This is a genomic window from uncultured Jatrophihabitans sp. (assembly GCF_964246335.1).
In the GTDB taxonomy this organism is placed as follows: domain Bacteria; phylum Actinomycetota; class Actinomycetes; order Mycobacteriales; family Jatrophihabitantaceae; genus Jatrophihabitans.
Map to the genome: position 1 here is coordinate 1 of NZ_CAXTQF010000025.1, position 12,855 is coordinate 12,855.

A 12,855-nucleotide genomic window follows, 5' to 3' on the forward strand; every position below is an offset into this window, starting at 1 on the left:
GGTTGGGTCAGGGGCGGTGGATGGTGAAGTTCTCGATCACCGGGTTCGCGAGCAGCGTGTCGGCGAGTCGGGTGACGGTGGCGTCGTCCAGCCCGTCCTCGACCTCGAGCTCGAAGTGCTTGCCCTGCCGGACGTCGTGGACGCCGTCGATGCCGAGGCGTTCGAGCGCACCGACGATCGCCTGACCCTGCGGGTCGAGGATCTCCGGCTTCAACACCACGTCGACGAACACGCGAGCCACGCGCACCTCACAAGCTCGGTCGGGTCAGGCAGTCCGGCAACCCTACCGAGGGCGACGGCCGGCGCGCCGAGCCCTGGCTGTGGGCGAGCTGACGGTCCTCGCGGACATAACCGCGCAAATGTGCGACCTTGTGGTGTGCCCCAACGCCAACTGCGCCGATTCGACCGTGTCCGCCGCCTGCCGCTCGCCGTGGCCGTGCTCGGCTGCGCCGCCGTCGCGCTGAGCGCATGCACGGCATCGGCCGCCGCCCGACACTCCGCGTCGGCCACGCCGCCCACCTCGCCGTCCAGCACGATCAGCTCGGTCAACCCGAGCGCGTCGGCTACTCCCCCGACGCCCACCCCGAGCACGTCGACGGCGAAGCCGAAGCTCAAGCCGGTGCACATCGGGCTGAAGTTCAGTGACGGCTCGCAGTTCGGCGTGGGCATCCCGGTGATCGGTTTCTTCTCCCGCAAGGTGAATGACGCCTCGGCGCTGCAGAAGGCGACCACGGTGACCATCAACAACAAGCCGGTTACCGGCGCGCGCTGGTTCTTCGAACCGCTGACCGGCGTGGCCGGGTACCCGGTCGAAGGTGATCTGCGACTGCCCGGGTACTGGCCGGCGCACTCGTCGATCCAGGTGGGCATCAAGGCCAAGGGTCTCTCGGCGGGCAACGGCTACGCCTTCGACGACAACCTGACCTCGAGTTTCACCACCGGCGCGTCCCACGTGCTCACGGTCAGCAACCGCAAGCACAACATCACGCTCGTCACCGACGGCAAGAAGGTCGCCACCTACCCGGTGTCGCTGGGCGCGCGGAACACGCCGACGGCGCGCGGCACGAAGGTGGTCATGGAGAAGGGGCTGAGCATCTGCATGAGCGGCCCCGGCTATCACGAGTGCGGGATCAAGTACACGCAGCGCCTGACCTACGGCGGGGAGTACCTGCACTCGGCGCCGTGGAACATCTCGCACATCGAGAACGGCATCAATTCCTCGAACGGCTGCACGAACCTGCTGCCGCGCAACGCCAACACGCTCTACAACGAGCTCGAGGTCGGCGACGTCGTCCGCTACCCGGACGCCAACGGCCCGAAGATGACCATCGGCGCCGGCTACGGCGACTGGAACGTGCCGTGGTCGCAGTGGCTGACCGGCGGGTACGTCGGCAAGACCTGACCCGTCGGATCGTCAGGCTGCGTGCTGCTTACGCAACGACTGAGTGGCCTGGGCGACGGTCGCCAACTCGTCCAGCATCGGCTTCGCCGAGTCGGCGACGATCTCGTTCGGCTGGAAGACCCCGTCGTCGATCATCGAGCCGACCATCGGGATGAGCACGCTGTCGGCGACCAGCAGGGTGCGCAACGGCTGCAGCACCGGCAGCAGCGCCTTCGCCGCCCGCATGCCGCCGGATACTCCCCCGTAGCTGACGAGCCCGACCGGCTTGTACGCCCACTCGTGGTGCAGGTAGTCGATCGCGTTCTTCAGCGCGGCGTTGAAGCTGTGGTTGTACTCCGGCATGACGAACACGACGGCGTCGGCGCGGTCGACGATCTCGCTCCACCGCTTGGTGTGCTCGTGCTCGTACCGGCGCAGCCGCGGGTGGTTCGGCTCGTCCAGCAGCGGCAACGCCAGCTCGGCGAGGTCGGCGACCTCGACGTCGAACGCGGTGTGCGCACGCGCCTGGTCGACGAACCAGTCGGCGACCGGCTTGCCGACCCGGCCGGGGCGGGTGCTGGCGATCACGACGAGCAGTTTCACTGTGGGCGTCCTCTCGGTGGCGGGCTCCGTCACCCCCCGTCAACGCCCGGTTGACGCGTCAACTTCCAGGCTGTGCGCCGCGTCACACCCTGCTCAGCCCGGCCAGTCCGCGAAGCGCAGGCCGGTGAGCCGCTCGTAGGCCTCGATGTAACGCGCCCGGGTCGCCGCGACGACGTCGGCCGGCAGCGGCGGCGGGGCCGCTCCGGACGCGCGGTCCCACCCCGACTCGGCACCGAGCAACCAGTCGCGCACGTACTGCTTGTCGAAGCTGGCCTGTGGACGGCCGGGCCGCCAGTCGTCGGCCGGCCAGAAGCGCGAGGAGTCCGGGGTCAGCGCTTCGTCGCCGAGCACGAGCTCACCTGCAGCGTCGCGACCGAACTCGAACTTGGTGTCGGCGAGCAGGATGCCGCGTTGCGCCGCGATGTCCGCTGCGCGCCGGTAGATGCGCAGCGTCAGGTCGCGCACCTGCTCCGCGGTCGCGGCGCCGACGGCGGTGACGACGGCGGCGAAGTCGACGTTCTCGTCGTGGTCGCCGAGCGCCGCCTTCGTCGCCGGCGTGAAGATCGGCTCGGGCAACCGGTCACCGTCGACGAGGCCGGGCGACAGGGACACGCCGCACACCGCCCCGCTAGCCCGGTAATCCAACAGCCCCGAGCCGGTGAGATAGCCGCGCGCGACGGCCTCGACCGGCACCATGTCCAGCGCCTCGCAGACCATCGCCCGGCCACGCCACTGCGGCGGCACGATCGGGTCTTCGAGCGCGCGCAGATGGTTCGGCACGACGTCGGCGAGCTGCTCGAACCACCACGCGGTCATCGCGGTGAGCACCCGCCCCTTGTCCGGGATGGTGCTCTCGAGCACGAAGTCGAAAGCCGAGATGCGGTCGCTCGCGACCATGACCAGCCGGCCGTCGGCGCTGCGGTACAGGTCGCGGACCTTGCCGCTGTTGAGGTGGGCGAGACCGGGTGGTGCGCTGAGTACGGGCACGTCCCCATGGTCGCAGACCGACCGGCGCGGATGGGGGTACGCGCCGATCCCGCCGTGACGCCGGCCGCCGTGAACAGCGGCCGCTGCTGTGCGTCAACTGCGAGATCGGCGAAAGCCGCCGGACCACCAGGACTGTGACCGCGGCATCGTCCTCCCGGCAGCATCGAGCGCTCGACGCGCCGATGCCATCCGCAGATCATATGATCAGCGCGCGCGGCCCGAATCCAGGGCTAGGAACTGGCAGCTACCTGTATGGCATGAACCTGCGGACGGCGGCGGATGAGCGATAGCGACGAACTGGCTGAACAGGACGTCGCGCTGTACCGCGCCGTGCTGCGCGCACCGGACACTCCGCTCCCGGACATCGTCGAGGCCATGCCGCAGCCGGCGCAGGAACTGGACAAGTCGGTGGCGCGGCTGGCCGACATGGGGCTGCTGCGTATCGACGGCGGCGAGTCCCTGACCGCGGTGAGCCCGATGGTCGCCGAGGCCACCGTGCTGGGCGTCGAGGACCTGGAGATCGCTGCGCGGCGCGCCGCGCTCGAGCAGCGTCGCGACACCATCCGCCGGCTGGTCCCGGACTACAACGACGTCCTCGCCGAGGTCGAGGGCGACGGCAATGTCGACATCGTGGACGCGTCCGAGGGCGGTTCGATCACGACGACGATGCTGCATTACGCCGAGCAGTGCGAGTTCGAACTGCTCTCGGTGGCGCCGGGGCGGGTGCTCGACGAGCGCGGCATGGCGTTGAACCGCTACCCGACCGACCGCGGCCCCAAGACCCGCGCCATCTACCAGCACAGCGCGCTGCGTGACCGCGCGACCCGCGCACACCTCGACGCACTGGCCGACAGCGGGGCCCGCATCCGCATTGCGGGCTCGGTGCCGGGCCGCAGTCTCGTGGTCGACCGCGGGGTTGCGCTGCTGCCGCTGCCCGACGAGACCGACCCGCAGGCGCAGCGCAGTCTCGCCGTCGTGCGCGCGGCCAGCGTCATCGCCTGGATGGTGGCGACGTTCGAGCAGCTGTGGGCACAGGCAACGCCGCTGGCCGACGTCGTGGACCGGCCCGCGGACGCCGAGGTCGAACTCGACAGCACCCGCGCCGCGATCCTGCGCCTGATGGCGGAGGGTGAGAAGGACGAGGCCATCTCGCGCCGGCTGTCGATCTCGGTGCGTACCTGCCGCCGGCACATCGCCGACTACATGTCCGCGGTCGGCGCGAACAGCCGCTTCCAGGCAGGCGTGATCGCCGCCCGATCCGGCCATGCCGCGCCGCTCGACGCACCGCCGGGCGTTGGTCAGCCGTCCGGGTGATGTCCCGGTCACGGCGCCGGTAGCGTCCGCACGGTGCTGGTGGCCGTGATCGTGCTGGTGGTGACGAACCTCGCCGCGTTCGGCGCGTTGGGTTACGCGCGGTTGCGCCCACCTCCGCAACCGCGGCCGGATCCGCGTCTCGGCAACGCGCTCGACGGCGCGCTGGCGCGGTCGGTGTCGCCGACCGGGACCCGACGGGTCATCTCCGTCGAGATCCTCAACGTCGTGGAACTGGCCGGCACCCGCGGCCGGCTGGCCGGCATCGCGGGCTCGCTGGTGCCCGGGATCACCGCGCGCTTCGTCTACGACCAGACGATCAAGACCATGCGCCGTCAGTTGGCGGCGGAGCGGGTGGTGGCCGACGTCCGCATGCACACGCTCGCGCGGGTCGAGCCGGCGCGCCGCCCCGCGACCCGCGCGGCGGGTCCGGCGGACGAGGTGCGCCCGGACCGCGCCACCGTGGACACCGTGGAGCCGACCACCGACGACGGGCTGCGCGACGTCGAAAGCCCTGGATGATGCGCTGACCGCGCCGGCCACATGCCCGTCAGCGCATCTCCGCCTGGGATGGCCTTTGCGGCGGCAGCGCAGCCACCAGCCGCCGGACGTTTTCTGCATTCTTGCCGTAGTCGGTGATGGCCGTCCGGACGCACGGTCTGCTGGTCAGATGGACCACCACGGCGCCGTCGGGCGCGGACAGCTGCGCCGTCACGATCTCTCCCCAGGACACCCAGCTGGCCCGGGTCCGGGCGCGGATGTGCCATTGATCGACCTGCCCGATCTTTGCGCGCATGGTCTGCAGGGCGCCGAGCAAGTGTGCGCGAGCCTCGTCCACCGACAGCTCGGTGACGACGTCAGCTGCCTGTCGGGTGCGCAGCGTGGCGTCCGAACGGGTGCGTGCCGCGCTGGTGGCGGTCAGCACCGTAGCCATGACGAGCCCGAAGACCACCCCGCCGATCACCCCGACACTCACGTCGTGGCGGACTGACCCGAAGATCAGCCCGAACAGCACCCCACCCAGGACGAAGATGCGGGCAGCCAGCCACACGTAGCGCATGTCCTGTGTATCGGCGTAGGTAGACGGCACCTGAAATTGATTGCGGCGACTGCGTCAGGCGGGCGCTGTCCGCGGCCAGGGCCGTGCATCTTCGAGTTCGCGGGCCAGCGCGATGAGCTGGCTCTCCGCACCCGGCTTCGCGACGAGTTGGACGGCGAGCGGCAGACCGTCCGGCGCCAGGCCGGCGGGCACTGTCATCGCCGGCCAACCGGCGACGTTCCACGGCGCCGCGAACGGCGCGTACCGCACGTTCGACCAGACGTTGGCGAGCCACCCGCGGGCGGCCCACGCCTTGGCCTCCAGCGGCGGCTGCGCCAGCGCCGGCGTGAGCAGGACGTCGTGGTCGGCGAAGAAGGTCTCGACGTTGTGCTGCCAACGGCGCCGGCCGTGCTCGCGCGGCAGCCGCGCCGCCAGCACAGCACGGCCGAGCGCCGCGTGCCGGGCCGTCCGCACGGCGAACCGGGCCGGGTCACGCACCAGCTGCGCGTCCCGGGCGGTGCCGGCCGTCCACCGAGCCATCGACCGCAGGCTGAGCAGCTGACCGTAGGGCGGATCGCTGCGTGCCACCGTGTGCCCCGCTGCGCTCAACAGGTCGGCAGTCTCGCGGGTTGCCGCGCGCCAGTGGCGGTCGAGCGGCGTGCCCGGGGCGGGCACCTTCGTCGAGACCGCGACCCGCAGCGTCCCCGGTGAGGTGCGGCGCGCCAGACCCGGTCGGTCGGCGAGGACCGACAGCATCAACGCCGCGTCGTCGACGGTGGTGGCCAGCGGGCCGTTCTCGGCCATGTCGAACCACGACCCGTTGCCGAGTTCTGCCGGCACGACGCCCAGTCCGGGCTTGATGCCGACCAGCCCGCAGCACGCGGCCGGGATGCGGATCGAGCCCATCCCGTCGTTGCCGTGCGCGATCGGCACCGTGCCGGCGGCCACCCCGGCCGCCGATCCGCCGGACGAGCCGCCCGGCGTGCGCTTCGGGTTCCAGGGGTTGCGGGTGACGCCGAACGCCGAGTCGGTGGCGCCGAAGATGCACAACTCCGGCACGCGGGTCAGCCCGACGACGACCGCGCCCGCGTCGCGCAAGCGGCGCACCACCTCGTGGTCGTGGGTCTGCGGCGTCGGGTCGGTGGCCTCGCTGCCGTTGCGCATCGGTTCGCCGGTGACCGGGACGTTGTCCTTGATCGCGACGGGCACCCCCGCGAGCGGCAGGTCCGCGAGGTCGGCGCGCGCGTCGACGGCGTCGGCCTCGCGCAGCGCGGCGAAGGCGCGCACCTCCTGGTAGGCGGCGAAACGGTGGTCGACGTCCTCGATCCGCTGCAGCGCGTGTTCGACGGCCTGCCGCGCGGTCAGCCGACCGTCGCGGACGGCGGCGGCGATCTCGACGGCGGTGCGCGGAACCGGGTGCATGCCTCCAGACGCTAGCCGCCCCGCTGCGGACGCACCTGCCCCGACGTGAACCGCTTCACTTGATGATCATGTGATGAACACGCTCTGAATCGTTTGGCGTTGTCGGACCGGGCGCGTAGGAATGAGGTGCACGACGAGGACGGGCTGCGTTCCAACCCGAACCACCCGCCCCCGCACCGACCCGCGGCCACGACCTGGCCGGTCCGGACCTGGAGGGGGCGGATGACCGCTCAGTACGTCCCAGCTGCACCCGAACGGGAAGACAGCCTCGACGCAACACTGCACGACCCGCGCACCGCGGTGGCCGCCGCACGCGCACACATCGCCGGCACCGCACTGCGCGAGCCCACCGGTACGACGCCCGGCAGCTGTGTCGGGCTCGAGCTCGAGATGCACCTCGTCGACCTCGCCGATCCCGGCAGCCGCCCGTCGTGGCCCGAGGTCGTCGAGCTGACGTCCGGCCTCCCGCCGATGCCGTGCGGCAGCGCGATCACCCTCGAACCCGGCGGACAGATCGAGCTGTCGGCACCACCGGCTCCCGACGTCAGCACCGCCATCGCCGGCCTGCAGGCCGACCGGGAGGCGTTGACGTCGGCGTTGCGCTCGGCCGGCTTCGGCGCCGCGTCGTTGGGTGCCGATCCGGCACGTCCCGTGCAGCGCATCAACCCGAGCGCGCGCTACGCCGCGATGGAACAGCACTTCGACGCGCTCGGCTGCCTGGAACCGGGACGCGCGATGATGTCGGCCACCGCAGCCCTGCAGCTCAACGTCGACGCCGGACCGGCCGACGGCTGGGCGCAGCGGCTCGGCCGGATCCGCGACCTCGGCCCGCTGTTCATCGCCATGTCGGCGTGTTCGCCCTACCTCGGCGGCCGCGCATCGGGTTGGCAGTCGATGCGCCAGCAGGCGTGGCACGGCATCGACCACAGCCGCAGCGACCCGGTTTCCGGCGACGACCCGGCCGACGCGTGGGCCACCTACGCGCTGCACGCCCCGGTGATGCTGCTGCGCGACGGCGCCGACGCGGTGCCGATGCGTACCCGCGTGCCCCTGGCCGCCTGGCTCGACGGCAGCGCGTCGATGCCGCGGCGGCCCACCGTCGCCGACGTCGACTACCACCTGACCACGCTCTTCCCGCCGGTGCGCCCGCGCGGATACGTCGAGATCCGATGTCTGGACGCAGTACCCGACCGCTGGCTGCCCGCGCTGACCGCGGTCGCCGTCACGCTGATCGAGGACCCGGTCGCCGGGGACTGCGCGGCCCGGGTGGCCGCACCGATCCGGGACCTGCGCGCCGCCGCGGCCCGCGACGCCCTGTCCGACCCCGCGATCCGGGCCGCCGTGCTCGAGTGCGTCGAGACGGCCGCCGCCCGCGTGCCGGAGGTGCACCGGCGCGACGCCGAGGCCTTTGCCGAACTGCTCGCCGGTGGCCGCACCCCGGGCGACGAGGTGCGCGAACGCATCGAGGCCGACGGCCCGCTCGCCGCGCTGCTCGCCGCGGCAACGGAGGAGGACCACCGTGGTTGACATCCCGACCCGCGAAACCCCGACCCGCGAAGCCACCGCGCGCGGGCTGGCCGACGCCCGGGTGCGCACCGAGCGGCTCACCGCCTTCGACACCGCCGAGCTGACCCGTCAGCACAGCCCGTTGATGAGCCCGCTGGTGTGGGACCTCGCGCACATCGGCCAGCAGGAGGACCTCTGGCTGCTGCGCGCCGGCGACGCGAGCGCGCAGGGTGTGCTGCCGGGTGCCGTCGAGAAGCTCTACGACGCCTTCGAGCACCCGCGCGCCGAGCGCGTCACGCTGCCGCTGCTCACGCCGGACGAGGCGCGCGGGTTCCTCGGCGACGTCCGCGGCCGCGTCCTCGACGCGCTCAACGCCGCACCCGAGGACGAGCTGTTCCCGTTCGCGATGGTCGAGCAGCACGAGCAGATGCACGTCGAGACGATGCTCGCCACGCACCAGCTGCGCGACGGCGAGGCATTGCTCGGCGCGGGCGCGCCGCTGCCGGCCGGCCGTGCGGTTCCGCACGACTCGGTGCTGGTGCCCGCCGGCGAGTTCGTGCTCGGCGTCGACGCCGCGGACGAGCCGTTCTCGCTGGACAACGAACGCCCGGCGCACGTCGTGCACCTGCCGGCGTTCCGGATCGGGCGGGTGCCCGTGACCAACGCCGCGTACCGCCGCTTCGTCGAGGCGGGCGGCTACGACGAAACCCGCTGGTGGTCCGACGCCGGCTGGACACATCGCACCGAGACCGGGCTCGAACGGCCCCAGTTCTGGAGCGCCGACAACGCGTCGCGGCGGCGGTTCGGCATCGTCGAGGAGCTGCCGGCGGACGAGCCGGTCCAGCACGTGTGCTTCTTCGAGGCGCAGGCCTACGCGCGTTGGGCCGGCGCGCGGCTGCCGACCGAACAGGAGTGGGAGAAGGCGTGCGTCTGGGACCCAGCCCTGCGCCGCCGCCGTCGCTGGCCGTGGGGCGAATCGGACTGGACGCCGGCGCTCGCGAACCTCGGCGGTGCGGCACTGCGCCCGGCCACCATCGGCGCGTACCCGGCGGGCGCGTCGGCCTACGGCGTCGAACAGCTGATGGGTGACGTCTGGGAGTGGACGTCGTCGTCCTTCGACCCGTGGCCGGATTTCGCGCCGATGCTCTACCGGCAGTACAGCGCACCGTTCTTCGGCAAGCCGGACGAGTTCCGCGTGCTGCGCGGCGGGTCGTGGGCGGTCGGCGGCAACGCGGTGCGTCCGTCGTTCCGCAACTGGGATCTGCCGATCCGCCGGCAGATCTTCACCGGCTTCCGCCTCGCCTACGACGTGCCGGCGGACGCCGGTGTGTAGACATCTGGCCTGGCTCGGCGCACCACGATCGGTGGCCTCACTCGTGCTCGACCCGCCGTGCGGTCTGGCGCACCAGAGCTACGCGCCACGGCGGCAGAAGCGCGGCGTCGTGAACGCCGACGGCTGGGGCGTCGGCTTCTATCCTGCGGACGACCCGGCACCGCGGCGCTGGCGCTCGGCGCGCCCGCTGTGGGGCGATGCCTCGTTCGCGTCGGTGTCCCCGGCGCTGTCGTCCGGCGCCGTGCTCGCCGCAGTGCGCTCGGCCACCGTCGGCATGCCGATCGACGAAGCCGCTGCGGCACCGTTCACCGACGGCCGCTGGCTGCTCTCGCACAACGGCCGCGTCGAGCGCGCCGTGCTGCCGCGCGAGAGCGACGCCGAGTCGATCTGCGATTCCGCACTCCTTGCCGCGCACGTCTTCCACCGCGGCGCCGGCAACGTCGTCGACACGCTGCGCGCCGTCGCGCACGACGACCCGGACGCGTACCTGTCCGTGCTGCTCACCGACGGCACCCGCGTCCTGGGCGTCACGTGGGGCGACGAGCTGAGCTACCTCGTCGAGCCGGACGGCGTCGTCGTGGCGTCCGAGCCGTGGGACGACGACCCGCGCTGGGTCGACGTGCCCGACCACCACTCGATCGAGGTGACGCCGGCCGGCGTCACCGTCACCGACCTGGAGACGTGATGGAGATCTACCTCGACCCGGGTGCGCTCACCGAACAGCTCGCCATCGACGTGCGCGCCGGGCTGACGGCCACGCCGAAGACGCTGCCGCCCAAATACTTCTACGACGCGCGCGGCAGCGAGCTGTTCGACGAGATCACCCGGCTGCCCGAGTACTACGCCACCCGCGCCGAGCGCGCGATCCTCGACGCGCACGCAGCGGACATCGCGACAACGACCGGCGCGCGCACCCTCGTCGAGCTCGGCAGCGGCACGTCGGAGAAGACCCGGCTGCTGCTGCAGGCGCTGCGCGACGCCGGCACGCTCGAGCGGTTCCTGCCCTTCGACGTCGACCCGGCGGTGCTCAAGGACGCGAGCGCCGCGGTGTCGGCCGAGTTCCCGGGCGTCGAGGTGTCCCCGATCGTCGGTGACTTCGAGCAGCACCTCGGCCGGCTGCCGCGGCACCCGGGGCGGCTGCTGGCCTTCCTCGGCTCGACGATCGGCAACCTCGACCCGGCACAGCGGGCCCGCTTCCTCGCCGATGTGCGCGCCACGCTGGCCGACGGTGACGCGCTGCTGCTCGGCACCGATCTGGTCAAGTCACCGCAGCGGCTCGTCGCCGCCTACGACGACGCGGCCGGTGTCACCGCGGCGTTCGACAAGAACGTCCTGACCGTGGTCAACCGCGACCTCGACGCCGACTTCGATCTCGACGCGTTCGCACACCGTGCCGTGTGGGACGCGGCGGACGAGTGGATCGAGATGCGCCTCGAGTCGTTGCGCGAGCAGGTCGTGCACGTGCGCGCGCTCGACCTCGACGTGCCGTTCGCGCGCGGCGAGCAGATCCGCACCGAGATCTCGGCGAAGTTCCGCCGCGAACGCGTCGAGCGCGAACTCGATGCCGCCGGCCTGCGGCTCAGGCAATGGTGGACCGACCCGGCCGGCGACTTCGCCGTCTCGCTGTCCGTCCCCGCCTGATCAGGCCGGCGCAGGCAGCGCGAAGATCAGGCAGGTCGTGGTCGCGGTCGCGACCACGCGGTCCTGCGCATCGCGGATCTCGCCCTCGGCGAAGGCCGCACGGCGTCCGGGCTTCGTCACCCGGCCCACCGCGATCAGCTCTTCCCCCGCCCGCACCGCACGCAGGTAGCTGACCTTGATCTCCAAACTGGTGTAACCGGTACCGGCCGGCAGCGTCGTCTGCACCGCGCAGCCGACGACCGAATCGAGCAGCGTGCACATGAACCCGCCGTGCACCGCACCGATCGGGTTGTACGCCGACTCGTCCGGAACGCAGTGGAATACCACCTCACCCTCGCGGATCGACGTGATGCGTGCGCCGAACAGCTGCGCGATGGGCGCCGGCGGCAGGGCGCCGTCCGCGATGGCCCGCAGGTACTCCATGCCCGACATCGCGGTCATGGCCCGCGCGCCGACCATCGGGTCGTGCCAGGTGACGGTCTTGCTGCGTTCGTCACCCCACGGCTGCTCCGCCGCGCTCATCGCGCACGCACCGGTTCGCCGGCGAGCACCGGTTCCGGTTCGGTTTGCGCGGCCCGCTGCGCCGACATGCCCGGCGCCGCGATCGCGGCGAGTCCGGCCACGGCGGCAAGCGCCCACCACGTGTGCCGGAACGCCGTGTGGGCGGCGGCGTAACCGACCGGGTTGCCGAGCACGGCGATGACGAGGCTGACGCCCAGTGCGGTGCCGACCTGCCGGCTCATGTTCACGACGGCGCTGCCGGTCGCGGCGCGGGCGGCGGGCAGGTCGGCCGTCGCCGACGACAGGATCGACGGCAGCGCGAGCCCGACACCGACACCACCGACGAGCCACCCGGGCAGCACCGTCGTCGCGTACGCGGGCTGGGCACCGACGCGCAGGGACGTGAGCACCGAGCCGGCCCCGACGAGAACGCAACCGGCCGCGACGAGCATGCCGACCGGAATGCGCGCCGAGAGCCGGTGCGCGACGGCGGCGAAGATCGGCACCATCAGCGGCCCGGGCGCGACGGCGAAGCCGACCCGGATCGCCGAGTAGTGCCACACGTGCTGCATCCAGAGGATGTTCGTCAGCAGCGCCGCGGCGAACGGCGCACCGAACAGCAGTGCAGTGACGTTGGCCCAGGCGAACGGGCGCACCCGCAGCAGCGCCGGCTCCACGACCGGCGTCTCGTGCCGTGCCGACGAGACGACGAAGCCGAGCAGGCTGACCGCGCTGACCGCCCATGCCGTGTCGACGCGCGCACTGCCCCATCCCCAGGACGGACCCTCGACGAGGCCGAGCGTCAGTGCGCCGATGCTGAGCGCGAGCAGCAGGGCACCCAGCACATCGGGTATGCGGGCGACGGACTCGTCGCGCGAGCGCGGCACGAACCAGGCGGCAGCGGCGAGCGCGACGAGGCCGATCGGCACGTTGACGAGGAAGACCCAGCGCCAGGACGCCGACACGAGCAGGCCGCCGACCGCCGGCCCGAGCGCGGCAGCGACCGCTCCGGTGGCCGCCCAGATCCGCACGGCTCGTGCCCGTCGCTCGGGCGGCACGGACGCCACCACCAGGCCGAGGCTGGCCGGCGTCAGCAGCGCCCCGGCAATCCCCTGCGCCGCCCGCGACGCG

General features: G+C 72.3%; 13 protein-coding genes and 1 pseudogene (1 of these 14 only partly in view). 7 read left to right on the plus strand and 7 right to left on the minus strand.

The window, feature by feature from the left end:
- Window positions 1–7: 7 nt before the first annotated feature.
- On the minus strand, window positions 8–241 hold the full coding sequence (gene purS, locus ACFFCN_RS09255; RefSeq protein ID WP_375491007.1) for a phosphoribosylformylglycinamidine synthase subunit PurS: 234 nt from the start codon (window positions 239–241) through the stop codon (window positions 8–10).
- Window positions 242–376: 135 nt separating this feature from the next.
- On the opposite strand from purS, the gene ACFFCN_RS09260 reads away from it, so the two are divergent.
- On the plus strand, window positions 377–1,402 hold the full coding sequence (locus ACFFCN_RS09260) for a L,D-transpeptidase (protein ID WP_375490931.1): 1,026 nt from the start codon (window positions 377–379) through the stop codon (window positions 1,400–1,402).
- A 12-nt stretch (window positions 1,403–1,414) separates the two neighbouring features.
- On the opposite strand, the gene ACFFCN_RS09265 is transcribed toward ACFFCN_RS09260, so the two are convergent.
- Window positions 1,415–1,984 carry an NADPH-dependent FMN reductase gene (locus tag ACFFCN_RS09265; protein WP_375490933.1) on the minus strand — a complete coding sequence of 190 codons (570 nt, stop codon included), beginning with the start codon at window positions 1,982–1,984 and terminating at the stop codon, window positions 1,415–1,417.
- Window positions 1,985–2,077: 93 nt separating this feature from the next.
- Window positions 2,078–2,971, minus strand: a complete 894-nt coding sequence (locus ACFFCN_RS09270) for a phosphoribosylaminoimidazolesuccinocarboxamide synthase (RefSeq protein ID WP_375490935.1) — start codon at window positions 2,969–2,971, stop codon at window positions 2,078–2,080.
- Window positions 2,972–3,250: 279 nt separating this feature from the next.
- Here ACFFCN_RS09270 and ACFFCN_RS09275 point away from each other — a divergent pair, with 279 nt between their 5' ends.
- Window positions 3,251–4,285, plus strand: coding sequence for a helix-turn-helix domain-containing protein (locus ACFFCN_RS09275; RefSeq protein WP_375490937.1), 1,035 nt, complete (start codon window positions 3,251–3,253; stop codon window positions 4,283–4,285).
- A 33-nt stretch (window positions 4,286–4,318) separates the two neighbouring features.
- Window positions 4,319–4,804: a hypothetical protein gene (locus ACFFCN_RS09280; RefSeq protein ID WP_375490939.1), complete on the plus strand. Its 486-nt coding sequence runs from the start codon at window positions 4,319–4,321 to the stop codon at window positions 4,802–4,804.
- A 28-nt stretch (window positions 4,805–4,832) separates the two neighbouring features.
- Here the strand turns inward: ACFFCN_RS09280 and ACFFCN_RS09285 are convergent, their stop codons facing one another.
- Together ACFFCN_RS09285 and ACFFCN_RS09290 are read right to left on the minus strand one after the other, a co-directional pair.
- Window positions 4,833–5,372, minus strand: coding sequence for a hypothetical protein (locus ACFFCN_RS09285; protein ID WP_375490941.1), 540 nt, complete (start codon window positions 5,370–5,372; stop codon window positions 4,833–4,835).
- A 24-nt stretch (window positions 5,373–5,396) separates the two neighbouring features.
- Complete coding sequence (locus ACFFCN_RS09290) at window positions 5,397–6,743, minus strand: amidase (RefSeq protein WP_375490943.1); 1,347 nt, start codon at window positions 6,741–6,743, stop codon at window positions 5,397–5,399.
- A gap of 222 nt (window positions 6,744–6,965) precedes the next feature.
- On the opposite strand from ACFFCN_RS09290, the gene egtA reads away from it, so the two are divergent.
- The 4 genes from egtA to egtD are packed head-to-tail and all read left to right on the plus strand — an operon-like array spanning window position 6,966 to window position 11,223.
- Window positions 6,966–8,270: an ergothioneine biosynthesis glutamate--cysteine ligase EgtA gene (gene egtA / locus ACFFCN_RS09295; RefSeq protein WP_375490945.1), complete on the plus strand. Its 1,305-nt coding sequence runs from the start codon at window positions 6,966–6,968 to the stop codon at window positions 8,268–8,270.
- 1 nt (window position 8,271) lies between these two features.
- Window positions 8,272–9,582: an ergothioneine biosynthesis protein EgtB gene (gene egtB / locus ACFFCN_RS09300; RefSeq protein WP_375491009.1), complete on the plus strand. Its 1,311-nt coding sequence runs from the start codon at window positions 8,272–8,274 to the stop codon at window positions 9,580–9,582.
- Window positions 9,575–10,267 (plus strand): ergothioneine biosynthesis protein EgtC, encoded by a 693-nt coding sequence (gene egtC, locus ACFFCN_RS09305; protein WP_375490947.1) that lies wholly within the window; start codon window positions 9,575–9,577, stop codon window positions 10,265–10,267. The genes egtB and egtC overlap by 8 nt, the downstream gene beginning before the upstream one ends.
- A complete protein-coding gene (egtD, locus tag ACFFCN_RS09310; RefSeq protein ID WP_375490949.1) occupies window positions 10,267–11,223 on the plus strand; it encodes an L-histidine N(alpha)-methyltransferase in 957 nt (318 codons plus the stop codon). The genes egtC and egtD overlap by 1 nt, the downstream gene beginning before the upstream one ends.
- On the opposite strand, the gene ACFFCN_RS09315 is transcribed toward egtD, so the two are convergent.
- Window positions 11,224–11,745: a PaaI family thioesterase gene (locus ACFFCN_RS09315; protein ID WP_375490951.1), complete on the minus strand. Its 522-nt coding sequence runs from the start codon at window positions 11,743–11,745 to the stop codon at window positions 11,224–11,226.
- A pseudogene (locus tag ACFFCN_RS09320) lies at window positions 11,742–12,855 on the minus strand (MFS transporter); it runs 361 nt beyond the window's last position. Before ACFFCN_RS09320 ends, ACFFCN_RS09315 begins: the two are co-directional and overlap by 4 nt.

What these genes read in the sequence shown, in the direction of transcription:
- egtD (WP_375490949.1), top strand. Translation starts at nt 10,267, where the DNA reads ATGGAGATCTACCTCGACCCGGGTGCGCTCACCGAACAGCTCGCCATC.
- ACFFCN_RS09275 (WP_375490937.1), top strand. Translation starts at nt 3,251, where the DNA reads ATGAGCGATAGCGACGAACTGGCTGAACAGGACGTCGCGCTGTACCGC.
- ACFFCN_RS09290 (WP_375490943.1), bottom strand. Translation starts at nt 6,743, where the DNA reads ATGCACCCGGTTCCGCGCACCGCCGTCGAGATCGCCGCCGCCGTCCGC.
- ACFFCN_RS09315 (WP_375490951.1), bottom strand. Translation starts at nt 11,745, where the DNA reads ATGAGCGCGGCGGAGCAGCCGTGGGGTGACGAACGCAGCAAGACCGTC.
- egtA (WP_375490945.1), top strand. Translation starts at nt 6,966, where the DNA reads ATGACCGCTCAGTACGTCCCAGCTGCACCCGAACGGGAAGACAGCCTC.